17 protein-coding genes are annotated in these 22734 nt (G+C 56.8%); 10 read left to right on the top strand and 7 right to left on the bottom strand.

Features of this window, described 5'->3' with window-relative positions; translation table 11 throughout:
* The first annotated feature begins 65 nt into the window (after positions 1-65).
* The 3 genes from NB069_RS00760 to xylR are packed head-to-tail and all read left to right on the top strand — an operon-like array spanning position 66 to position 3986.
* Entirely contained in the window at positions 66-1607 is a 1542-nt protein-coding gene (locus NB069_RS00760; RefSeq protein WP_250586970.1) for a xylose ABC transporter ATP-binding protein, read from the top strand.
* Positions 1585-2766: a xylose ABC transporter permease XylH gene (xylH, locus tag NB069_RS00755; protein WP_250586968.1), complete on the top strand. Its 1182-nt coding sequence runs from the start codon at positions 1585-1587 to the stop codon at positions 2764-2766. The genes NB069_RS00760 and xylH overlap by 23 nt, the downstream gene beginning before the upstream one ends.
* Before the next feature lie 41 nt (positions 2767-2807).
* Positions 2808-3986, top strand: coding sequence for a D-xylose utilization transcriptional activator XylR (gene xylR, locus NB069_RS00750; RefSeq protein ID WP_250586967.1), 1179 nt, complete (start codon positions 2808-2810; stop codon positions 3984-3986).
* A gap of 39 nt (positions 3987-4025) precedes the next feature.
* Here the strand turns inward: xylR and NB069_RS00745 are convergent, their stop codons facing one another.
* Complete coding sequence (locus NB069_RS00745) at positions 4026-4850, bottom strand: protein bax (RefSeq protein ID WP_250586966.1); 825 nt, start codon at positions 4848-4850, stop codon at positions 4026-4028.
* 313 nt (positions 4851-5163) lie between these two features.
* Here NB069_RS00745 and NB069_RS00740 point away from each other — a divergent pair, with 313 nt between their 5' ends.
* Positions 5164-7194, top strand: coding sequence for an alpha-amylase (locus NB069_RS00740; RefSeq protein WP_250586965.1), 2031 nt, complete (start codon positions 5164-5166; stop codon positions 7192-7194).
* A 176-nt stretch (positions 7195-7370) separates the two neighbouring features.
* Entirely contained in the window at positions 7371-8627 is a 1257-nt protein-coding gene (gene avtA, locus NB069_RS00735) for a valine--pyruvate transaminase (protein WP_250586964.1), read from the top strand.
* 4 nt (positions 8628-8631) lie between these two features.
* Here avtA and NB069_RS00730 read toward each other — a convergent pair whose 3' ends face one another.
* On the bottom strand, positions 8632-9102 hold the full coding sequence (locus NB069_RS00730; RefSeq protein ID WP_250586962.1) for a 4Fe-4S dicluster domain-containing protein: 471 nt from the start codon (positions 9100-9102) through the stop codon (positions 8632-8634).
* A gap of 126 nt (positions 9103-9228) precedes the next feature.
* Positions 9229-10047, bottom strand: a complete 819-nt coding sequence (locus NB069_RS00725) for a helix-turn-helix domain-containing protein (RefSeq protein WP_250586960.1) — start codon at positions 10045-10047, stop codon at positions 9229-9231.
* Positions 10048-10273: 226 nt separating this feature from the next.
* Between NB069_RS00725 and NB069_RS00720 the strand changes: the two genes are divergently transcribed.
* The 3 genes from NB069_RS00720 (at position 10274) to NB069_RS00710 (ending at position 14939) form a co-directional block, all read left to right on the top strand.
* Positions 10274-11674: an MFS transporter gene (locus NB069_RS00720; RefSeq protein WP_250586958.1), complete on the top strand. Its 1401-nt coding sequence runs from the start codon at positions 10274-10276 to the stop codon at positions 11672-11674.
* A 10-nt stretch (positions 11675-11684) separates the two neighbouring features.
* The gene (locus NB069_RS00715; protein ID WP_250586956.1) at positions 11685-13643 is read left to right on the top strand and encodes a glycoside hydrolase family 127 protein; all 1959 of its coding nucleotides are present in this window, start codon (positions 11685-11687) and stop codon (positions 13641-13643) included.
* Between the two features lie 213 nt (positions 13644-13856).
* On the top strand, positions 13857-14939 hold the full coding sequence (locus NB069_RS00710) for a type I restriction endonuclease (protein WP_250586954.1): 1083 nt from the start codon (positions 13857-13859) through the stop codon (positions 14937-14939).
* 82 nt (positions 14940-15021) lie between these two features.
* Here NB069_RS00710 and NB069_RS00705 read toward each other — a convergent pair whose 3' ends face one another.
* Positions 15022-15762 (bottom strand): MipA/OmpV family protein, encoded by a 741-nt coding sequence (locus NB069_RS00705; RefSeq protein ID WP_250586952.1) that lies wholly within the window; start codon positions 15760-15762, stop codon positions 15022-15024.
* Between the two features lie 119 nt (positions 15763-15881).
* Between NB069_RS00705 and NB069_RS00700 the strand changes: the two genes are divergently transcribed.
* Positions 15882-16871, top strand: a complete 990-nt coding sequence (locus NB069_RS00700) for a LysR family transcriptional regulator (RefSeq protein ID WP_250586950.1) — start codon at positions 15882-15884, stop codon at positions 16869-16871.
* Here NB069_RS00700 and aldB read toward each other — a convergent pair.
* On the bottom strand, positions 16841-18379 hold the full coding sequence (aldB, locus tag NB069_RS00695) for an aldehyde dehydrogenase AldB (protein ID WP_250586948.1): 1539 nt from the start codon (positions 18377-18379) through the stop codon (positions 16841-16843). The genes NB069_RS00700 and aldB overlap by 31 nt on opposite strands.
* 166 nt (positions 18380-18545) lie before the next feature.
* On the opposite strand from aldB, the gene NB069_RS00690 reads away from it, so the two are divergent.
* On the top strand, positions 18546-19433 hold the full coding sequence (locus NB069_RS00690; RefSeq protein WP_250586946.1) for an ROK family protein: 888 nt from the start codon (positions 18546-18548) through the stop codon (positions 19431-19433).
* On the opposite strand, the gene selB is transcribed toward NB069_RS00690, so the two are convergent.
* On the bottom strand, positions 19430-21286 hold the full coding sequence (selB, locus tag NB069_RS00685) for a selenocysteine-specific translation elongation factor (protein ID WP_250586944.1): 1857 nt from the start codon (positions 21284-21286) through the stop codon (positions 19430-19432). The two genes, NB069_RS00690 and selB, sit on opposite strands and share 4 nt — an antisense overlap.
* A complete protein-coding gene (gene selA, locus NB069_RS00680; RefSeq protein ID WP_250586942.1) occupies positions 21283-22668 on the bottom strand; it encodes an L-seryl-tRNA(Sec) selenium transferase in 1386 nt (461 codons plus the stop codon). Before selA ends, selB begins: the two co-directional genes overlap by 4 nt.
* Positions 22669-22734 lie beyond the last annotated feature (66 nt).

The following is a 22734-nucleotide window of genomic DNA, read 5'->3' as shown; positions in this document are numbered from 1 at the left end:
CATCGTCCCCGCTTTGCGGGGGCGCATCGACTTGTACTGTTTTCACCGGGTCATGCGGGGCAGTTATGTCTTATTTACTTGAAATGAAAAGTATCACCAAAGCCTTTGGCGCGGTGAAGGCCGTCGATAACGTCAGCCTGCGCTTAAACGCGGGCGAGATCATGTCGTTATGCGGCGAAAATGGCTCGGGCAAATCCACCTTAATGAAGGTGCTGTGCGGTATCTATCCTCACGGCAGCTACGACGGTGAGATTGTTTTTTCTGGCGAAACGCTGCAGGCCACGCATATTCGCGACACCGAGCGCAAAGGGATCGCTATCATTCACCAGGAGCTGGCGCTGGTGAAGCATCTGACCGTGCTGGAGAACATCTTCCTCGGTGCCGAGATCACCCGCCACGGGGTAATGGATTACGACGCCATGACCCTGCGCTGCGAAAAGCTGCTGGCCCAGGTGAGCCTGGCGATCTCCCCCGATACGCGGGTGGGTGACTTAGGCCTTGGGCAGCAGCAGCTGGTGGAGATCGCCAAAGCGCTGAATAAGCAGGTGCGTCTGCTTATCCTCGATGAACCGACAGCCTCGCTGACGGAACAGGAAACCGCGGTATTGCTGGACATCATTCGCGACCTGCAACACCACGGGATTGCCTGCATTTATATCTCCCACAAGCTCAACGAAGTAAAAGCGATTTCGGATACGGTGTGCGTCATTCGCGACGGGCAGCATATCGGCACCCGGGAAGCGCAGGGGATGAGCGAGGACGACATTATTACCATGATGGTTGGCCGTGAGCTGACCGCGCTCTACCCGAATGAACCCCATACCCTGGGAGAAGAGGTGCTGCGCGTGGAGCATCTCACCGCCTGGCATCCGGTGAATCGCCATATCAAACGGGTGAATGACGTCTCCTTCTCGCTGCATCGCGGAGAAATCCTTGGCGTTGCCGGGCTGGTCGGTGCCGGGCGCACCGAGGCCGTACAGTGCCTGTTTGGCGTCTGGCCCGGTCGCTGGGAAGGCAGCATCTTTATTGATGGAAAGCCGGTTGAGATTAAAAACTGTCAGCAGGCCATCGCCCAGGGTATTACGATGGTGCCGGAAGACCGCAAAAAAGATGGCATCGTGCCGGTGATGGCGGTGGGCAAAAATATCACCCTTGCCGCGTTAGATCAGTTCAGCGGCAAGCTGAGTAGCCTTGATGACGCAGCGGAACAACACTGCATCCTTCAGTCTTTGCAGCGGCTAAAAGTCAAAACGTCCTCCCCGGAACTGGCGATTGGTCGTCTGAGCGGCGGTAATCAGCAGAAGGCGATCCTCGCCCGCTGCCTGCTGCTCAACCCGCGCATCCTGATCCTCGATGAACCTACCCGCGGGATCGATATCGGCGCGAAGTACGAAATTTACAAGCTGATCAACCAGCTGGTCCAGCAGGGTATCGCCGTGATTGTCATCTCCTCGGAGCTGCCCGAAGTCCTGGGTCTCAGCGACCGGGTACTGGTGATGCACGAAGGAAAACTGAAAGCCAACCTGATAAACCAGAGCCTGACGCAGGAACAGGTGATGGAAGCCGCACTAAGGAGCGAACGCCATGTCGAAAAGCAACCCCTCTGAGTTAAAAGTCACGGCACCCGCACCGGGCCTCTTTTCCGGGCTGAAAGCGCTCAATCTGCAGGTGTTTGTCATGATTGCCGCTATCGTGGCGATCATGCTGTTCTTCACCTGGATGACCGACGGCTCTTATCTCAGCGCGCGTAACGTCTCCAACCTGCTGCGCCAGACCGCCATCACCGGCATTCTGGCAGTGGGGATGGTATTTGTGATTATCTCTGCGGAAATCGACCTCTCCGTGGGCTCGATGATGGGCCTGCTCGGCGGCGTGGCGGCGATATTCGACGTCTGGCTGGGCTGGCCGCTCCCCCTGACTATCGTGGTGACCTTGCTGCTCGGCTTACTGCTCGGCACCTGGAACGGCTGGTGGGTGGCCTACCGTAAAGTACCGTCGTTTATCGTCACGCTGGCGGGGATGCTGGCCTTTCGCGGCATCCTGATCGGCATCACTAACGGGACTACCGTCTCTCCTACCAGCGCCTCCATGTCGCAGATTGGTCAGAGCTATCTCTCCGGCGGAGTGGGTTTTACCCTGGGCGCAATTGGCCTGATGGCATTTGTCGCCTGGCAGTGGCGCGGCAGAATGCGCCGTCAGACGTTAGGTTTAGCCACCACACCTTCTACTTCCGTCGTCGGACGCCAGGCGTTGACGGCAGTGATTGTTCTTGGCGCGATCTGGCTGCTGAACGACTATCGCGGCGTGCCAACGCCGGTGCTGCTGCTGGTTCTGCTGCTGCTGGCGGGGATGTTTATGGCGACCCGTACCGCCTTTGGTCGCCGTATTTATGCCATTGGGGGCAACCTCGAAGCCGCGCGTCTTTCCGGCATCAATGTTGAACGCACCAAACTGGCCGTCTTTGCCATTAATGGCCTGATGGTTGCCGTAGCGGGGCTAATCTTAAGTTCGCGTCTGGGGGCAGGCTCGCCATCGGCAGGGAATATTGCCGAACTCGACGCCATTGCCGCCTGCGTCATCGGCGGAACCAGTCTTGCCGGGGGCATCGGCAGCGTCGCAGGGGCGGTCATGGGGGCATTTATTATGGCGTCGCTGGATAACGGAATGAGTATGATGGACGTCCCGACATTCTGGCAATATATCGTCAAGGGTGCCATTTTGCTGCTGGCGGTATGGATGGATTCCGCAACCAAACGGCGCGCCTGAGGATGCCTTATCATCTGTCACTTGTTCTGGAAAAATAGCGCATGTTTGAGAAGCGTCACCGCATTACGTTGTTATTCAATGCCAATAAAGCCTACGACCGTCAGGTCGTCGAGGGCGTTGGGGAATACTTGCAGGCGTCGCAATCCGAGTGGGATATTTTCGTCGAAGAAGATTTCCGCACGCGAATCGAAAATATTAAAGACTGGCTGGGTGACGGCGTCATCGCGGATTTTGACGACGCCGTTATTCAGCAACTGCTGGTCGATGTCGACGTCCCCATCGTCGGCGTCGGCGGCTCATACCACAAGCCGGATAACTACCCTGCCGTTCACTATATCGCGACCGACAATCACGCCCTGGTAGAGAGCGCGTTTCTTCATCTTAAAGAAAAAGGGGTTCACCGCTTCGCCTTTTATGGCCTGCCCGCGTCCAGCGGTAAGCGCTGGGCGGCGGAGCGTGAGTATGCGTTCTGCCAGCTGGTGGCAAAAGAGAAGTATCGCGGCGTGGTTTATCAGGGACTGGAAACCGCCCCGGAAAACTGGCAGCACGCCCAGAACCGTCTCGCCGACTGGCTGCAAACCCTGCCGCCGCAGACCGGCATCATCGCCGTTACCGATGCCCGGGCCCGTCACGTATTGCAGGTGTGCGAACATCTGCATATCCCGGTGCCGGAAAAGCTGTGCGTGATTGGGATCGATAATGAAGAGCTCACCCGTTACCTCTCGCGCGTGGCGCTGTCGTCGGTAGCGCAGGGAACGCGTCAGATGGGCTATCAGGCAGCCAAGCTGCTGCACCGACTGCTGGATAACGAAAACCTGCCCCTGCAGCGTCTGCTGGTGCCACCGGTCCGCGTTGTGGAGCGGCGCTCCACCGATTACCGTTCGCTGAACGATCCGGCTGTCATTCAGGCGATGCACTATATCCGTAACCACGCCTGCAAAGGTATTAAAGTGGATCAGGTCCTGGATGCCGTAGGTATTTCGCGCTCAAACCTGGAGAAACGCTTTAAAGAAGAGGTGGGAGAGACGATTCACGCGGTTATTCATGCGGAGAAACTGGAAAAAGCCCGCAGCCTGCTGATTTCGACGTCGCTGTCTATTAACGAGATTTCGCAGATGTGCGGTTATCCGTCGCTGCAGTATTTCTATTCGGTGTTTAAAAAAGAGTATGACACCACGCCGAAAGAGTATCGCGACCGCTACAGTGAAGTGCTGATTTAACTAAAAAAAGGCCTTCCGGATGGAAGGCCTTTTTTACGATTACATATGCGCGGCAATTAAGCGCTGATTATCCTGGTACATCGCAAACAGATAGTTGTTATAGCGTTGGCCCTGGGTTGAGTAACCTTTCAGCTTATGGATCATGTTGCTCGCGGTCACTTCCTGGTCTGCTTTACGCAGCTGCGCACGAGACTTACGGAAAGATTTGTAAGCGGGATGCGTGTTCAGGTTCACAACATACGCATTCACGGAATCTTTTACCGATTCGAACTGCGAGTAGCCTTTCACTTTGCCCGGTGCATTGTTACAACGACCTTTCGCGCACTTCATGCCGAAAAGATTGTTATTACTGCGTGCGAGTTTCGAGGTACCCCAGCCACTTTCGGCTGCAGCCATCGTTGCGACCATACTGCCTGGAATAATATCTACGCGTTCTAACAGAGCGTTCCAGGGTACACGACGTGTATTTCCGTTCCAGCTCACTTTATAGCGTTTTGATATTTCTTTCAGACGCGTACGTTCTGATGGCGACCAGCGGCTATCGTACTGTTTGGAGATCAACCAGTTACGATCAGCCGTAATCGCGGCATTTTGACTTGTAATGTAAGGCATTACCGTCCGGAGAAACGCTTTTTTCCTTGGTGTCCCGGAAGGGTATTTTCGCAAATCAGGAAGTGAACTACTCTTTGCACTATTGCGAGAATACTCTTGTTTACTGCTAACCTTACTACTTGTCGTCTTTAAGACGTGGGCCTTATTACTCGTTGTGTCCGTGTGCGTCTTTGCAAGCACCTCACCAGAAATTGCCATGGTGAGTAACATGAGTATCGCGGCCCCATATCGTCGAATGGGAGTCGATATCATTAGGTCTCCTGGTCGGATAGAAACATTCCAACACCTTATTTTTTTCGTAAAATGAGAGGCGAATCTCAGATCCTAGCAAAAATAGTCGAGAAGAGCATCCAAAGAAATAGTCTAAATCCGAAACCCTGTCATCTGAAAATCGCTCGCTTAAGCATCATTTTCATCAAAATGTGCTCAATATCGCAGTTAAACAGCGAACTTAGCGCGAGATCACTCACCCTCTTTGCTCCTCCCTGCGCGTTAGCGCCAGGGGATGAGTTTGCCCACTAAAATAGATGGCAAACTGAGCAAAATGCTGTGACAGGAAAATGGTATGAAACGTTCTGCTCTCGCTCTTCTGTTCTTGCCTGCTATAGCCAGCGCCGACTGGTCCGCCCCGGGTTTTCCGGCCTTTACCGCTGAGGGTTCAGGGATTTTCACGTCACAGGCAAAGCTGACGAAGGGTACCCGCCCGCTCACTCTGAATCTTGACAAGGCGTGCTGGCAGCCTACAAACGCGATAAAACTCAACGAGATGATGTCACTGAAGCCGTGCGAAGGCGATCCGGTGCAGTGGCGCATCTTCCGCGATGGTGATTATCAGGCACGGATTGATACTCGCTCCGGCACGCCAACGCTGATGTTGACCGTCGCCAGCACCAGCGAAAAGGCGGTGACATCGGTGGTTCAACAGTGCCCCAGATGGGACGGCAAACCCTTAACGCTCGACGTCAGCCATACCTTCCCGGAAGGAAGCGTGGTGCGGGATTTCTACAGCAAACAGACCGCCACCGTGCAGCAGGGCAAAATTACCCTGCAACCTGCGCCGGGCAGCAACGGCCTGCTGTTACTGGAGCGGGCAGAGACAGACAAGCCCGCCCCGTTCAGTTGGCAGAACGCCACCGTCTATTTTGTCCTGACCGACCGGTTTGAGAATGGCGACCCGTCGAACGACAATAGCTATGGACGCCATAAGGACGGCATGCAAGAGATCGGCACCTTCCACGGCGGCGATCTGAAAGGACTCACCCGCAAACTGGATTACCTGCAGCAGCTTGGCGTTAACGCCCTGTGGATCAGCTCCCCGCTGGAACAGATCCACGGCTGGGTCGGCGGCGGCACGAAAGGGGATTTCCCCCATTACGCCTATCACGGTTATTACATCCAGGACTGGACCCGGCTCGATGCCAACATGGGTACGGAAGACGACTTGCGCCAGCTGGTGGATGAAGCCCATCGCCGGGGGATCCGCATTCTGTTTGACGTGGTGATGAACCACACCGGTTATGCGACGCTGGCGGATATGCAGGAGTATCAGTTTGGCGCTCTCTATTTACAGGGCACGGAGCTGAAGAACATCCTGGGCGATCGCTGGACAGACTGGAAACCGGCCGCCGGACAGAGCTGGCACAGCTTTAACGACTACATCAACTTCAGCGATAAAGCAGGCTGGGAGAAGTGGTGGGGCAAAAAGTGGGTGCGCACCGACATTGGCGATTACGATAATCCCGGCTTTGACGATCTGACCATGTCGCTGGCCTTCCTGCCGGATCTGAAAACAGAATCCACCACCCCGTCGGGCTTGCCGAATTTCTATCGCCACAAACCCGACACCCGGGCGCAGGCCATCGACGGCTACACGCCCCGGGATTACCTCACCCACTGGCTGAGTCAGTGGGTGCGTGAATACGGCATCGACGGTTTCCGGGTCGATACCGCGAAACACGTTGAGCTTGCCGGCTGGCAGCAGCTGAAAGATCGGGCCAGCGACGCGCTAAAGGCGTGGAAAGCGGCCAACCCGGATAAGAAACTCGACGATGCGCCGTTCTGGATGACCGGCGAGTCCTGGGGTCATGGGGTGATGCAGAGCGATTACTACCGGCATGGCTTCGATGCGATGATCAATTTTGACTATCAGGAGCAGGCGGCCAAAGCGGTAGATTGCCTCTCCAGTATCGACCTGACCTGGCAGCAGATGGCGGAAAAGCTGCAGAGCTTTAACGTCCTGAGCTATCTCTCCTCCCACGATACCCGCCTGTTCCGCGAGGGCGGCCAGCGTGCGGCCGAGCTTCTGCTGCTGGCGCCGGGTAGCGTGCAGATCTACTACGGGGATGAATCAGCAAGGCCCTTTGGCCCTACGGGTTCCGACCCCTTACAGGGCACGCGCTCGGACATGAACTGGCAGGATATCAACGGCTCACAGGCAGAAACCGTCGCCCACTGGCAAAGGCTTGGCCAGTTCCGCGCCCGCCATCCGGCGGTGGGGGAAGGCACGCAAACCACGCTGACGATGCCGCAGGGCTACGGCTTTGTGCGTGAGCATCAGGGCGATAAGGTGATGGTCGTGTGGGCAGGCAATCGCTGATCGTCATCGACATACCCCCCTCTCCTGCCAGGAGAGGAGAAACCAGAATAATTCGCTGCCAGATAGCAAACAGGGAAAACAAAACCGCACCTCTTCGTTTCGACGCTGATTTGCACCCGCGCAGTTGTAGCGTTATGGTGAGCCACACTTAGAACACGCTCGACAGATCACCTGCTATGACCTTTTCACTTTTCGGCGACAAATTCACCCGCCATTCAGGCATTACCCGCCTGATGGAGGATCTCAACGACGGGCTGCGCACTCCGGGCGCCATCATGCTCGGCGGCGGTAATCCGGCACAAATCCCCGAGATGAACGCCTATTTTCAGACGCTCCTCGCGGACATGCTGGAAAAGGGTACAGCCACTGATGCGCTGTGCAATTATGATGGCCCGCAGGGAAAAACCGAGCTGCTCACCACGCTGGCGGAGATGCTGCGCGATACCCTCGGCTGGGAGATCGAACCACAGAACATTGCACTGACAAACGGCAGCCAGAGCGCGTTTTTCTACTTATTTAACCTCTTCGCGGGCCGACGCGCCGACGGCACCACCAAAAAGGTGCTGTTCCCGTTAACGCCGGAGTATATCGGCTATGCCGATTCCGGCCTGGAAGACGATCTTTTCGTCTCCGCGCGTCCGAACATTGAGCTGCTGCCGGAAGGCCAGTTCAAGTACCACGTCGATTTTGAGCATCTGCATATTGGCGAAGAGACCGGGATGATCTGCGTCTCGCGCCCAACCAACCCGACCGGCAACGTCATCACCGATGAAGAGCTGATTAAGCTGGATGCGCTGGCAAACCAGCACGGTATCCCGCTGGTGATTGATAACGCCTATGGCGTGCCCTTCCCGGGCATCATCTTCAGCGAAGCGCGCCCGCTGTGGAACCCGAACATCGTGCTGTGCATGAGCCTGTCCAAGCTGGGGCTGCCGGGCAGCCGCTGCGGGATCATCATCGCCAACGAGAAAATCATCACCGCCATCACCAATATGAACGGCATTATCAGTCTGTCCCCTGGCGGGATTGGCCCGGCGATGATGTGCGAGATGATTAAGCGCAACGACCTGCTGCGCCTGTCCAACGAGGTGATTAAGCCGTTCTATTATCAGCGCGTCCACGAGACCATCGCGACTATCCGCCGCTATCTGCCGGAAGAGCGCTGCCTGATCCACAAACCTGAAGGGGCGATTTTCCTCTGGCTGTGGTTTAAGGATCTGCCGATCACCACCGAACTGCTGTACCAGCGTCTGAAAAAGCGCGGCGTGTTGATGGTGCCAGGGGACTACTTCTTCCCGGGCCTGGATAAACCGTGGCCGCATACCCACCAGTGCATGCGTATGAACTACGTTCCGGACCCGGACAAAATCGAAGCCGGCGTGAAGATCCTCGCAGAAGAGATCGACATCGCCTGGCGGGAAAACGGTCAGTAACGATTTATGCCAGATAACGCAGCCGTTCGGCGCGTAATCTGGCTGGATCGACGCAGCTTAACGCGCGGGTCGGACACGCCTCCACGCAGGCGGGTCCGCCTTCGCGGTGTGAGCAGCGGTCGCACTTCAGGGCCTGAACCCGCCCCGCATCCCCGGAGACCTGCATCGCCCCAAACGGGCAGGCCACCATACAGCTTTTACAGCCGATACAGCGCTGTTGATCCACCAGCCAGACGCCCTTCTCACGCTGAATGGCCTGCGTTGGACAGACGTTAGCGCAGGGGGCATCTTCACACTGGTGACAGGTAACCGCTGTGGTAAAGGTTCCGCCTTTCACCACCCGAATGCGGGAGATGAAGGTCTTTGCCGTCACTGCCGCACAATTCTGCCTCTCCTGATGAGACACCACGCAGGCCACTTCGCAGGTGCGACAGCCAATACATTTTGCCGGGTCCGCAACAATAAACGGGTTCATCGCCTGCTCCCTCCTTGCTGAAAAAAGGCAGGTTGCCAGAGTGTTCAGGCCATGCGCTTTGATCAGACAGGGCATAAAACCACTTTTGTGCGCCCTGCCGCGAAAACTGGCCATCTGCCACAAAACTCAGGCAGAATTAATGTGTTCCTTGCAGTAGCGACGTTTCCAGACGCCGGGCGTTAGCCCTGTGTGTTTGCGAAAGATCTGCCGGAAATAGCCCACGTCGTTGAATCCGCAGCGCACCGCCACCTCCTTGAGCGACACGGCGTCATTGAGAAGTAATTTTTCCGCCCCCCTGACGCGCTGGCGGTGAATAGCCTCGGTCAACGTCAGATGAAAAACCCGACGAAATACCCGCCCGAGATAGTCGGCGTTGCAGTGTAGCTCCCGGGCGATCTGCGACGTCGAGAGCGGCAGATGAAACTGGGTGCTGATGAGCTGCCGCGCCTTCCACGCCAGGCTGACGCCGGCTTCATCCGGCGGCAGCGCCTGCCCGGCCGTCAGGGAGAGCTGCTGCAGGATCAATAGCAAAATATACTCCAGCGCCGGGCTGCGCTGCAGTTTCTCCTGTTCCGTCAGAAATTGTCGGAAAAGCGCGATCATCGCCTGCGGATCGCTGGTTTTACCATGCTGCTGCACCGACAGCAGCGTACTCCAGGGTGACGCTGAGGGCTGTTCCTGCACCTCAAAATGGAGCCAGTAAAAGCGTAAATCGGCGGGAAAATCCTCGATGCCTTTATGCCGACGATGAGGCCAGAGGAGCAAACTCTCCCCCGCATGGACGTCAAAGACCGTCGTATCCTCCTGGATCGTTAATGTCCCCTTTTCGACAAAGATCACCTCCCATGAGTCGAGCCTGCGCGCCGGGTGCCGCCCTACACCCCGGGAGATAAAATAGCCGCCGTTCTGAACCCGAAGCGGAAGTGCTATGGATAATTCGAGCATGGTTATTCACTTTCTCGCTATCAACAGACAATTTATGAGGCTTTCCCACTGATTATTAACAGATAATTACCGTTCTTCTCGATCAAAATCACATTTTGCGAACAAGGTCGGAATCCTCATCTTTTTATACTTTTCCCTTCCCTTGTTGGCCCCGGGGAACAGTGCAAAATTAATCGAGTACTCTGCAAAACAACATAAAAAATCCGCTAACCCGAGGAGTTACCTCATGACCTCCACTCCGATTACACAGACAGAGATTGCCCGGCAGGCCGTCAACGATCGCCTGACGGTGCGCGAAAAAATAGGCTACGGCCTGGGTGATGCCGGCGGGACGGTGATCACCTGCCTGATCATGAACTTTCTCACCTTTTTCTATACCGATGTCTTTGGCTTAACCCCGGCGCTGGTGGGTACGCTGTTTATCGCCCTGCGCATATTTGATGCGGTATCCGACCCGGTGATGGGGATCATCGCCGACCGGACCCAAAGCCGCTGGGGGCGCTTTCGCCCGTGGCAGCTCTGGGTCGCCCTGCCGATTGGCGTTATCGGCGTGCTGACCTTCACCGTGCCGGATGCGGGCATGGGGGTCAAAATCGCATGGGCCTTCGGCACCTATCTGCTGCTCTCGGTGGGCTATACCGCCATCAACGTGCCCTACTGCGCGCTGATCAACACCATGACCACCCGCCACAGCGAAGTGCTCTCCTGCCAGTCCTGGCGCTTTGTGCTGTGCGGCGTGGCCGGTTTCCTGGTCTCCGTCGGCCTGCCGTGGCTGGTTGATCTTCTCGGCAAGGGCAACGTGGCGCAGGGGTATCAGCTGGGGGTTGGCGTGCTGTGCGCCATTGCGGTGGTAATGTTCCTGTGCTGCTTCTTCTGGGTGCGCGAACGCGTCCCGCTGGCGATGATGGGAAAATTTACGCTCAGGGAGCACCTCGCCGGTCTGCGTCAGAACGATCAGCTGCTGCTGATGCTGGTGATGTCTTTCCTGCTGATCAACGTCTTTAACATTCGCGGCGGCGGCTACATGTATTTCATCACTTACGTGCTGGAAGGCAGCACCGCCTACACTTCGCTGTTCTTCACCATGGTGACCTTTGCCGCCATTCTGGGGGCGGTGATCGTTAACCTGCTGTCGCGCCGCAGCGATACCGTCAAACTCTACTATTACACCAACCTGGTGCTGGCGGCGCTGGCGCTGGGGATGTGGTTCCTGCCCGGCGGCCCGGCGTACCAGACCCTGTGGCTGGTGGTCATTCTGGCGAACGGGGTAATCCTCGGGTTTACCCTGCCGCTGCACTTCGCGCTGATGGCCTTTGCGGATGACTACGGCGAGTGGAAAACCCGCGTGCGCTCCTCCGGCATGAACTTCGCCTTTAACCTCTTTTTCATCAAGCTGGCCTGGGCCTCCAGCGCCGGGATCATCAGCCTGGTGTTTATCTTTGTGGCCTACCAGCCGGGCGCAGGCAACCAGACGCCCGCCTCGCTGCAGGGCATCACCGCCATGGAAACCCTGCTGCCTGCCCTTTTCCATCTGCTGCTGGCGCTGGCGATCCGCAAGTGCCGACTCGATAACCCGATGATGGCGCGCATTGCCACCGACCTGCGCCAGCGTCACGCTCAAGCCTGAGGAGAACATGATGTCCATAATGGAACCCGACCTGCATAAACTGAAAATCAGCGACCCGTTTCTGGGGCAGTATCAACAGCTGGTGCGCGATGTGGTCATCCCCTACCAGTGGGATGCCCTGAACGATCGCATCGAGGAGGCTGAACCGAGCCATGCCATCAGCAACTTCCGTATCGCGGCGGGCCAGCAGAGTGGGGAGTTTTACGGGATGGTCTTCCAGGACAGCGACGTGGCGAAATGGCTGGAGGCGGTCGCCTGGTCGCTGTGCCAGAAGCCCGACGCGGAACTGGAAAAGACCGCCGATGAGGTGATCGAGCTGGTGGCCGCCGCCCAGTGCGACGATGGCTATCTGAACACTTACTTTACGGTAAAAGCGCCGGAAGAACGCTGGACTAACCTGGCCGAGTGCCATGAGCTGTACTGCGCCGGGCACATGATTGAAGCGGGCGTGGCCTGGTTCCAGGGCACCGGCAAACGCCGTCTGCTGGACGTTGTCTGCAAGCTGGCCGACCATATCGACAGCGTTTTTGGCCCAGGCGAGCAGCAGCTGCATGGCTATCCCGGCCACCCGGAGATCGAGCTGGCGCTGATGCGCCTGTTCGATGTCACTCAGGAGCCGCGCTATCTGGCGCTGGTGAAGTATTTCGTCGAGGAGCGCGGCACCCAGCCGCACTTCTACGACATCGAATATGAGAAGCGGGGCAACACCTCCTACTGGAACACCTACGGCCCGGCATGGATGGTGCAGGATAAAGCCTACAGCCAGGCGCATCAGCCGCTGGCCGAACAGCAAAAGGCGATTGGCCATGCGGTGCGCTTCGTCTATCTGATGACCGGCGTCGCGCACCTGGCCCGTCTGAGCCATGACGAAGGCAAACGCCAGGACTGCCTGCGCCTGTGGAACAACATGGCCCAACGCCAGCTGTACATCACCGGCGGAATTGGTTCCCAGAGCAGCGGCGAGGCCTTCAGCAGCGATTACGATCTGCCGAACGACACCGTGTATGCCGAAAGCTGCGCCTCGATCGGCCTGATGATGTTTGCCCGCCGGATGCTGGAGATGGAGGCCAATAGCCAGTACGCCGACGTGATGGAGCGGGCCCTGTACAACACCGTGCTCGGCGGCATGGCGCTGGACGGAAAGCACTTTTTCTACGTCAATCCGCTGGAAGTGCATCCGAAAACGCTGAAGTTTAACCATATCTACGATCACGTGAAGCCGGTTCGCCAGCGCTGGTTCGGCTGCGCCTGCTGTCCGCCGAACATCGCCCGCGTCCTGACCTCGATTGGTCACTACATCTATACCCTTCGCGACGATGTTTTGTTTATTAACCTCTATATCGGCAACAGCATGGCGTTCCCGGTAGACGGGCAGGAGTTGCAGGTGCGGATTAGCGGTAATTATCCGTGGCAGGAGCAGGTCAAAATCGAGATCGCTTCGCCTGTCGCCATCGACCACACGCTGGCGCTGCGTCTGCCGGACTGGTGCGACGCGCCGCAGCTCACGCTCAATGGCGAAGCCGTTACGGGGGAAGTGCGTCAAGGCTATCTCTACCTGACCCGCCGCTGGCAGGAGGGCGATACGCTGCTCTTAACCCTGCCGATGCCGGTTCGCCGGGTTTACGGTAACCCGCAGGTGCGCCAGCAGGCCGGGAAAGTGGCCCTGCAGCGCGGGCCGCTGGTTTACTGTCTTGAAGAAGCGGATAACGGCGCGGGGCTGCACAACCTGGCGCTTCCGGCAGACAGTGAATTTAAGCTGTTTGAAGGCAAAGGGATTTTTGCTCACAAGATGCTGATCCAGACGCAAGGCTTTACCCGCCATGCCGCCGACGCTGAACACCAGCCCCTGTGGCAGTATGACCGGGTGCCCACCACGCAACAGGCCCGGACGCTGACCTTTATTCCGTGGTTTAGCTGGGCCAACCGGGGCGAAGGGGAGATGCGGATCTGGGTGGATGAGGTCAAATAACCTTTACATTCATATAACTTGTAGCTCTGCTATTTAAGATGAACTAAACCCGACATTTTTGTCGGGTTTAATTTACGCTGATATGAATAATTCAATATCTGTGAGCTGTTTCTCGGAAAATTCAATTTTATAGAAACGCTCATACTCTCATATTGAACATCAAGCTTTTTAGTGTTATCTCATTATCACACACAGCGATAGTAAGGTCTTATCATGGATTTCAATGAAAGGCTTAATGCCTTATCCACTAAAATAAAACAACAAAACAGCTCCATCGAAACAGAGGAAGCTACTAAAACTGCTTTTGTAATGCCATTTATTCATAATGTACTAGGTTATGATGTTTTCGACCCAAGGGAAGTCACGCCCGAATTCATCTGCGATGTAGGTACCAAGAAGGGAGAAAAAATAGATTACGCCATTATGAAAAATAATGAGGTACAAATCCTCATTGAATGTAAAAAGATAGGTGAACCGCTCAATGTTAATCACGCCTCTCAACTCTTTAGATATTTCCATGTGACTAATGCCAGAATTTCAATTCTGACAAATGGCCAAATATATAAATTTTTTACTGACCTCGACGCACCAAATAAAATGGATGAAAAGCCATTTTTAGAAGTTGACTTATTAGATATTGATGAAAATATCATACCCGAGTTAAACAAATTAACAAAGTCATCTTTTGATCTGGAATCAATAATTAATGCGGCAGGCGAACTTAAATACGTCAGTCAAATCAAAAAAATTCTTCACACTCAACTCAATACACCAGAAGATGAGTTTGTAAAATTTTTTGCGTCAAGAGTTTATGATGGCATTTTAACACAAAAAGTGAGAGAACTATTCCTGACCTTGACTAAGAAGGCTGCCAGCCAATACATAAACGATCAGGTCAACGAAAGACTTAAGTCAGCGATTACTGGAAACACACCTATAAGTGTCCACTCTGAGCCAGAAATTCATACTGAAGACTCTTCTGCTGCCCTGGAAAAAGATGAAAATGATGTTGTAACAACACTTGAAGAGCTCGAAGGATTTCATATTGTTAAAGCAATAACCAGGGCCGTTCTTGATGCCCCACGAATAACTCATAGAGATACCAAAAGCTACTTTGGAATTTTAGTTGACGATAATAATCGTAAGCCTATATGCCGCTTGCACTTTAACCGCTCGCAAAAATACATAGGCCTTTTTGATATCGAAAAGAATGAAACACGACATCCTATTGCGACTGTCGATGATATTTACTCCTTCGCGGATATACTAAAAGCAACAGCGGCACTTTATAACTAATGTGAGTTATGCAGGACAGGTATGGGTAGCGTCACTCGCTTAAATAGAGGCAGCCCTCGTCCCTGAGGGCTGTTTTTGAAACTCAGAACGTCCAGGAGAGGCCGGTCATCAGCGCGAAACTGTCGTCACGGTCGATCATTGGGCTGTTTTTCACGTCGTCAGGCAGCACGATATACACGGCACTGGCGTTCAGAGAGAGGTTCTGCGTCAGCTCGTATTTCGCCGCTACGCCCACGTACGGGGTCACGGTTTCGCCAGCGGTGTACTGCTGCAAACCGCTGCGACGGGACTCTTTGGCAGAGACGCCATAATAGTAATCGTTGAAGCTGTCATCGTGGAAGAACACGCCCACGGATGGCGTCAGGGTCAGGCGTTCCATGCGGAACGGACGAAAGTAAGACACTTCCCCCATCACGCCACCGCTTTCATCCATCGCATCGGCGGCAATGGCAAACTTCAGGCTACCCCAGCTCTGATGGTGGTAGTACGCGCCCCCCAGCATCGCGGAGGCGTTGCGCTCGTTCAGCTGTTTCATCGCAGGGTCGTCGTTGTCTTCCGGGTCGAAGCTCAGCGGCATCCAGGAGGCGGTCAGGCTGAGTTCGTTTTTAGCATCTTTCCAGACGATCCAGCCGCCGGTCGCCTGGCGCACGTAAAAATGCTCGCCTTCATAGCTAATTAACGGCACAGCGGAGACGTTCTCATTATAACCTTTATATGGCGACTCATTAAAAACGGCGCCCGCGCCAATTGAAAAGCCATCAGCCATTGCGGGCGCAGCCGCAAATAAAACAGTGGCGATGAGTAAAGTATTTTTAAACTTCATTGTTTGTAATCCATTAAATGTCATACGACCCGGCGCATAATAATGGTTACAAAAATCGCAATGCAATTTTGATATTTGTATAATATTATATATAAATTCATATAGATGGGCGTCAGGCAATGAACAAGCTGCAAATCAAACCGAGAGAATTAAAAATTGTTGCCGTCATTGCCGCCACTCACAGCATCGGTGACGCTGCCGCATTGTTAGGCATGGCCCAGGCCAACGTCAGTAAATATCTCTCTGATTTCGAAACCCGTGTTGGGCTGAAGGTGTTTGAACGCACCACCCGCCACCTGGCGCTGACCCAGTTTGGCGAGGCGCTGCTGCCCTTCATCAAGGCTTCACTGGAAAAGAACGATCAACTGATTAATTTTATTGCAGATTATAAACATGAAAAACGTGGCAGGGTGACGATTTATGCCCCGACGGGGATCATTACCTACCTTGCACGTTACGTGGTTCATGAGATCGAAAATATTGGTGATATTCGTATTAGCCTGAAAACCTATAATCTGAATGGCAATGAATTTTCCGAAGGCGTCGTATTTCCCGACGATTGCGATATTTTAATTACCTACGCTCAACCTAAAGACGAAAGCCTGGTCGCTATCACCTTAACGAAATACTCGGTTACCGCTTTCGCTTCACCGGAATATATTAAAAAGCACCCTATTAATCACCCTGATGATTTAATTAATCACTCCTGCATCCTTATTGATTCAATGACCGTTGATGATGCCAATATCTGGCGTTTTCGCTCGAATAACAGCCAACAGGTGCACGACTACAAAGTCACGGGAAATTATATTTGCGATAACACCCAGACGGCGCTCGAGCTGGCCCGCAATCATCTGGGAATTGTCTTTGCGCCCAAAGAGAGCCTGAACAAAGAGATCCAACAGGGCTCAATCGTACCCTGCTTCACCCATCAGGAGGAGTGGTGGCTGGATCTGGTGGCAATCTTCCGTAAACGTGACTATCAGCCGTGGCGGGTTCAGTTTGTGCTGGACGGCGTCCTGAATACCCTGCGTAAACATATTGAGCAGGCCGCCGTGGGGCGGCCTGCGCTGAAGGATCAGAACAGCCCGAGCGGTTTGTCGGAGTAGCTGACCAGCAGGCACTTGGTCTGCTGGTAATGTTCCAGCATCATCTTGTGGGTTTCACGGCCAATACCGGACTGCTTATACCCGCCAAACGCGGCATGGGCAGGATACGCGTGATAGCAGTTGGTCCACACGCGGCCCGCCTGGATCCCGCGCCCCATCTGATAGGCCAGACTGCCGTTACGGCTCCAGACGCCCGCCCCCAGGCCATACTGCGTATCGTTAGCCAGCTCCAGCGCCTCCTCCATGGTTTTGAAGGTGGTAACCGCCAGGACCGGACCAAAGATCTCCTCCTGGAAAACCCGCATATTGTTTTTACCGGACAGAATGGTCGGCTCGAGGTAATACCCCTCTTTCAGCTCACCGTCCAGCATCTTGCGCCGCCCGCCGGTTAAGATATCCGCACCCTCTTTCTTACCGATATCGATGTAGTTAAGGATCGTCTCCAGCTGGCCGTGGGAGACCTGCGCCCCCATCTGGGTGACGTTATCCAGCGGGTTGCCGCTGCGGATCGACTCCACGCGACGAATGGCGCGTTCCATAAAGCGCTCGTAAATAGACTCCTGCACCAGCGCCCGGCTTGGACAGGTGCAGACTTCGCCCTGGTTGAAGGCAAAGAGCGCAAAGCCTTCCAGCGCCTTGTCAAAGAAGGCGTCCTCTTCGTCCATCACGTCGGCAAAGAAGATATTCGGCGATTTACCGCCCAGCTCCAGCGTCACCGGAATGATGTTCTGGGTCGCGTACTGCATGATCTGCTGGCCCACTTCGGTGGAGCCGGTAAACGCCACCTTGGCGATCCGTTTTGAGGTCGCCAGATATTCGCCGATCTCTCCGCCTGCGCCGTTGACCACGTTCACCACCCCCGGCGGCAGCAGGTCGCCCACCACTTCCATCAGCAGCAGTATCGACAGCGGCGTTAAGCGCGCCGGTTTCAGCACCACGCAGTTCCCTGCCGCCAGCGCGGGTGCCATTTTCCAGGCCGCCATCAGCAGCGGGAAGTTCCAGGGGATGATCTGCCCAACCACGCCCAGCGGCTCATGGAAGTGATACGCTACGGTGTCTTTATCCACCTCGCTGATCCCCCCTTCCTGAGCACGAATACAGGAGGCGAAATAGCGGAAATGATCGATAGCCAGCGGCACGTCGGCGGCCATGGTTTCACGGATCGGTTTGCCGTTGTCCCAGGTTTCAGCCGTCGCCAGCAATTCCAGGTTCTGCTCCATGCGATCGGCGATTTTGAACAACACCGCGGCACGATCCTGCACCGAGGTATGCGCCCATTTCTCTTTCGCTTTGTGGGCGGCGTCCAGCGCCAGATCGATATCGCGTTTCCCGGAGCTGGCGATCTCGCACAGCGGCTGGCCCGTCACCGGGGTCAGGTTCTGGTAGTAGTCGCCGTCGGCCGGGGGGACCCAGTCGCCGCCGATAAAGTTGTCATAACGGGCTTTAAGCTTGAGAGGAAAACCATATTCGCCAGGCAGGATACGTGCTGATGGAGGGTTGTTCGTCATGACTGTCTCCTTGTGTGTAGTGTCCTTCAAAGGTAGACTGCGGCGGTTAAAACATCGCCACTCGTCGCCTGCTTTGCGAGCCCCTTCACGCATTACCTTACTTTACGTTTGGTTTCCGGCGCTGAGCCATACTTAAAGCGCATAAACCGGGCGGAGGTAAGGATAAATGCGGCTTTTTATCGGCTTTGACGTGGGCGGAACCCACATTAAACACGGCGTGATCGACGAGGAGGGCAACGAACTCGTCACCGATCAATTTGATACGCCAGAGGATGAAGAGAGCTTTAAGCAGCAGTGGCGTGAGGTGGTCGAAGCGTACCAGAAAGAACATGAGATCGCGGCGATCGGGGTGAGCATTCCGGGGCATATCAATACCCATACCGGCGAGGCCGCTAAAGCGGGCGCGCTGGAGTACCTGGATAACGTCAACCTGTACGAACTTTTCGCGGAACTGACCGATCTGCCGCTGGTGGCCGACAATGATGCCAGCTGTGCAGCCCTGGGTGAGCGCTGGCGCGGAGCCGGACGGGAGTATGAGAATTTTGTCTGCATGACACTCGGCACCGGGATCGGCGGCGGCATTGTGGTGGAGGGCGATCTCTGGCGCGGCTCGCACTACCGTGCCGGGGAGTTCGGGGTGATTCCGGTCGGTAAGAACGGCGAAGGGATGCATGAGGTGGCCTCGGCCAAAGGGCTGATGGAGACCTGCCGCCGGGCGCTGGGGGTTTCCGGGGATGATATGCCGAAAGGCGAAGAGCTGTTCGAGCGCATGGAGAACGATCTGCATCTGCGCGAAGCCGTCGAAGAGTGGGCCCTGTTTCTGGCGCGCGGGGTCTACAGCGTGATTTCAATGTTTGACCCGCAGGTGGTGCTGATTGGCGGCGGCATCAGCGAGCAGGAGAAAATTTACAAGCTGCTCGACAGGCACCTGCAGACCTTTGAAGAGTGGGAGGCGTTGCAGGTGCCCATCCTGCCCTGCCAGCTGGGTAACCAGGCGGGCAGGCTGGGCGCCGTGTGGCTGGCAAAACAGAAGCTTGCCAGACGTGAGGCTTAAGGCTGCTGCGCGTCCCCGGTAAAGAGCAGGGCGTCACGCAGGAGATGATCGTTACCGCGGCGGCGGGTGAAGCCAATGCGGTTGAAATACTCGAGGATCTGGATCGCCAGCTTACGCCCGACGTTTAGCCGGTCGCGGAAATCCGCCGCGCAGGTGGAGCCGCGCTCGCTGTCCAGTTCCCGGATCAAATTCGCGAAAGTGACGATGCGATCGTGGCGGTAGTAGCGATCTTTGACGATCGCCGTAATCAGCCCCTGCTGCGCCGCGTGCTTCAGTACCTGACGCATGGTCTGCTCGTCGGTGGCGGTTTCACGCGCCAGGTCGCGTACCCACCAGGGGTCATCGCCAAACAGCACCTGCGCTTTTTGCCAGACGGCCTGCTGCTCCGGGGTAAAGCCCGCTTTATGATCCGGCAGGTGCAGCCAGCCGTGGTAGCTGTGCAGCTCCCCGCTCTCGCGCATCCGCTCGATGAGCAGCAGCACCAGGGCCTCGTCTTCCATCGGCAGCGCCATGCGGCGCAGGCGCTCACGTCCCGGGCCGGGTTCATCCTGATGCTGCTGATGGTATGTCGCCAGCACATCCAGAATTTTACGCTGCCAGCGGGCGGCAACAGGGGTATTCAGCAGGCTGGTACCGGCCTGGATAAACGTCGGCTGCTGAGTCAGCTGACGCAGCCCTTCCCCGCTCAGCTGGCGGGCCCAGCCAAACTCATCCAGATTAACCGCTCCGCGCTCCAGATGCGCCAGCAGCGCGCCGTGGTCATCCGTCGCCGTGGCCAGCGTCGCCAGCCAGTGCAGGTACTCCGGCTTACGCTTCCCGCGACGCGGGGGATTGAGCGTCACCACCCGCGCACCGGCCAGGGTGACGCGGGCAGAGATGTCCCGCAGCACCAGGCGGTCGTTGTCGGCCAGCCACAGCGGGGTATCAAAGACCAGTTCCGCAAGCTGGCCTTCCAGTAGCGAGACGCGACCGGTGACGTGGCTGGCGGCATGGTGAATATGCAGCGGCTGCCACTGGGTGAGCGGTACGTCGCTCTGGAGGGTGACAATCACGCGCGTGGTCGGTTCCGACGGCGCTTCAGCCAGCAGCCAGTCGCCGCGATTGAGCCCGGCCTTTTCCGTATCGCCCACCAGGTTAAGGGCAATGCGCTGCCCGGCGTGCGCCTGTTCGACAGGCTGATTCTGTGCGTGGAGGCCACGAATACGCACCGGCTTATTTACCCCGGTCAGCCACAGGCTGTCGCCCACGCGCACTTCGCCAGACAGCGCCGTGCCGGTGACCACCAGCCCCGCCCCTTTCACGGTGAAGGCACGGTCGATAGCCAGACGAAAACGGTGATGGTCAGCATGGGCGCGGTCAGGGAGCTGTTGCAGATGGGCGCGCAGGGCATCAATTCCCCGCCCTTCGGTGGCAACGGTGACAAACAGCGTCGCCTCCCCGAAGCCATAGTGACGCAGGGTGGCGAGAACCTCTTCGCGCACCTCCTCCACCCGGGCGTCATCGACGCGATCGGCTTTGGTCAGCGCCACCGTCAGCTGCGGATTGCCGGTGAGATTGAGGATCTGCAGGTGCTCCCGCGTCTGGGCCATCACCCCGTCATCGCAGGCCACCACCAGAAGGGCGTGATCGATGCCGCCCACCCCTGCCAGCATGTTCGACAGAAACTTCTCGTGCCCCGGCACGTCGATAAACCCCAGCACCCGGCCATCCGGCTGCGGCCAGTAGGCATAACCCAGATCGATGGTCATGCCGCGCTTTTTCTCTTCCGGCAGACGGTCGGCGTTGACGCCGGTGATCGCCTGCAACAACGTCGTTTTGCCGTGGTCAACGTGACCGGCAGTGGCAATAATCATTTCAACAACATCTCCAGAAACAGGGCTTCATCTTCCAGACAGCGTAAATCCAGCCACAGCCGCCCGTCCTTGATCCGGCCAAGCACCGGCACGGGCAGCGAGCGCCAGCGCAACGCCAGCGCGTCCAGCTGACCGCCGCGCCCGTCGCGCGGGGTGAATGTCAGGGCGGCGCCCGGCAGTCTATCCACCGGCAGCGACCCGCTGCCCGGCTGAGACAGGCAATGTTCCACGCGAACCTCAAAGTCAGGGTAGTGGGCGACGACCTGCGCCAGCAGCCGCTCCCCCTGGCGGTGAATGGCGGCGGCATCGCGACTCAACAGGCGCAGCGTCGGCAGCCGTTCCGCCAGCGTCTCCGGATGAAGATAGAGGCGCAACGTCGCCTCCAGCGCGGCGAGGGTCATTTTATCCGCCCGCAGGGCGCGTTTCAGTGGGTGCTGTTGCAATCTGGCAATCAGATCGCGCTTGCCGACGATAATCCCGGCCTGCGGACCGCCCAGTAATTTATCTCCCGAGAAGCTCACCAGGCTGACGCCGGCGGCAATCAACGCCTGCGGCATCGGCTCTTTCGGCAGGCCGTAGCGGGTGAGATCCACCAGCGAGCCGCTGCCCAGATCGACAATCACCGGCACGTCCTTCTCCTGCCCGATACGCACCAGCTCGGCCTCGTCGACGGCATGGGTGAAGCCTTCGATCTGGTAATTACTGGTGTGGACCTTCATCAGCAGGGCGGTGTTGTCATTGATGGCCGCGGCGTAATCCCGGCCGTGGGTGCGGTTGGTGGTGCCCACTTCGCGAAGCTGGCATCCGGCCTGGGTCATCACATCCGGAATACGAAACGCGCCGCCAATCTCCACCAGCTCACCGCGCGAGACCACCACCTCTTTACCGCCCGCGGTGGCAGCCAGCATCAGCAGCACCGCCGCGGCGTTGTTATTTACAATGCAGGCATCCTCTGCCCCGGTGAGCTGGCACAGCAGCGCCGCCAGGGCCCGATCCCGGTGACCGCGTCCGGCGCCGTCGAGATCGTACTCCAGGGTCACCGGCGCCTGCATTGCCTGGGCAACCGCGGCAACCGCTTCATCCGCCAGCAGCGCGCGCCCGAGATTGGTATGCAGCACCGTGCCCGTCAGGTTCAGCACCTGTCTCAGCCCCTGGGCTTCATCCTGCGCCAGCCGTTTTTCGGTCTCCTGCGCCCAGTCGTCACACCATGCCGGCAGGCGATTGTCGGCGCGGATCCCGGCGCGGGCTTCATCCTGCAGCAGGCGTAAGGTTTCCACCGTTCGGCTGTGACCAAAGCGGGCAATAACGGGAGCAAGACGGGCCTCGCGAAGCAGACGATCGGTCGCGGGGAGTTGGCTGTAGAGAGCGTGCTGAGTAGTCATGAGTGCGCCTGACGGTTAGGTATCTTCCCCCCTCCCGACGGGAGAGGGAGTCAATGTCAGGCTGGA

The sequence above is a fragment of the Leclercia adecarboxylata genome (genome assembly GCF_023639785.1).
Taxonomy (GTDB): domain Bacteria; phylum Pseudomonadota; class Gammaproteobacteria; order Enterobacterales; family Enterobacteriaceae; genus Enterobacter; species Enterobacter adecarboxylatus_D.
Note: the sequence above shows the minus strand (reverse complement) of the source record. Positions and strands in the feature narration are given on the sequence as shown.

Bases quoted from the DNA above. Each gene is read 5' to 3' on its own strand.
- NB069_RS00710 (WP_250586954.1), top strand. From the start codon at position 13,857: ATGGATTTCAATGAAAGGCTTAATGCCTTATCCACTAAAATAAAACAA.
- aldB (WP_250586948.1), bottom strand. From the start codon at position 18,379: ATGACGAACAACCCTCCATCAGCACGTATCCTGCCTGGCGAATATGGT.
- xylR (WP_250586967.1), top strand. From the start codon at position 2,808: ATGTTTGAGAAGCGTCACCGCATTACGTTGTTATTCAATGCCAATAAA.
- avtA (WP_250586964.1), top strand. From the start codon at position 7,371: ATGACCTTTTCACTTTTCGGCGACAAATTCACCCGCCATTCAGGCATT.
- NB069_RS00730 (WP_250586962.1), bottom strand. From the start codon at position 9,102: ATGAACCCGTTTATTGTTGCGGACCCGGCAAAATGTATTGGCTGTCGC.
- NB069_RS00760 (WP_250586970.1), top strand. From the start codon at position 66: ATGTCTTATTTACTTGAAATGAAAAGTATCACCAAAGCCTTTGGCGCG.
- selA (WP_250586942.1), bottom strand. From the start codon at position 22,668: ATGACTACTCAGCACGCTCTCTACAGCCAACTCCCCGCGACCGATCGT.
- NB069_RS00700 (WP_250586950.1), top strand. From the start codon at position 15,882: ATGAACAAGCTGCAAATCAAACCGAGAGAATTAAAAATTGTTGCCGTC.
- NB069_RS00690 (WP_250586946.1), top strand. From the start codon at position 18,546: ATGCGGCTTTTTATCGGCTTTGACGTGGGCGGAACCCACATTAAACAC.
- NB069_RS00715 (WP_250586956.1), top strand. From the start codon at position 11,685: ATGTCCATAATGGAACCCGACCTGCATAAACTGAAAATCAGCGACCCG.
- NB069_RS00740 (WP_250586965.1), top strand. From the start codon at position 5,164: ATGAAACGTTCTGCTCTCGCTCTTCTGTTCTTGCCTGCTATAGCCAGC.
- xylH (WP_250586968.1), top strand. From the start codon at position 1,585: ATGTCGAAAAGCAACCCCTCTGAGTTAAAAGTCACGGCACCCGCACCG.
- NB069_RS00720 (WP_250586958.1), top strand. From the start codon at position 10,274: ATGACCTCCACTCCGATTACACAGACAGAGATTGCCCGGCAGGCCGTC.
- NB069_RS00745 (WP_250586966.1), bottom strand. From the start codon at position 4,850: ATGATATCGACTCCCATTCGACGATATGGGGCCGCGATACTCATGTTA.
- NB069_RS00725 (WP_250586960.1), bottom strand. From the start codon at position 10,047: ATGCTCGAATTATCCATAGCACTTCCGCTTCGGGTTCAGAACGGCGGC.
- selB (WP_250586944.1), bottom strand. From the start codon at position 21,286: ATGATTATTGCCACTGCCGGTCACGTTGACCACGGCAAAACGACGTTG.
- NB069_RS00705 (WP_250586952.1), bottom strand. From the start codon at position 15,762: ATGAAGTTTAAAAATACTTTACTCATCGCCACTGTTTTATTTGCGGCT.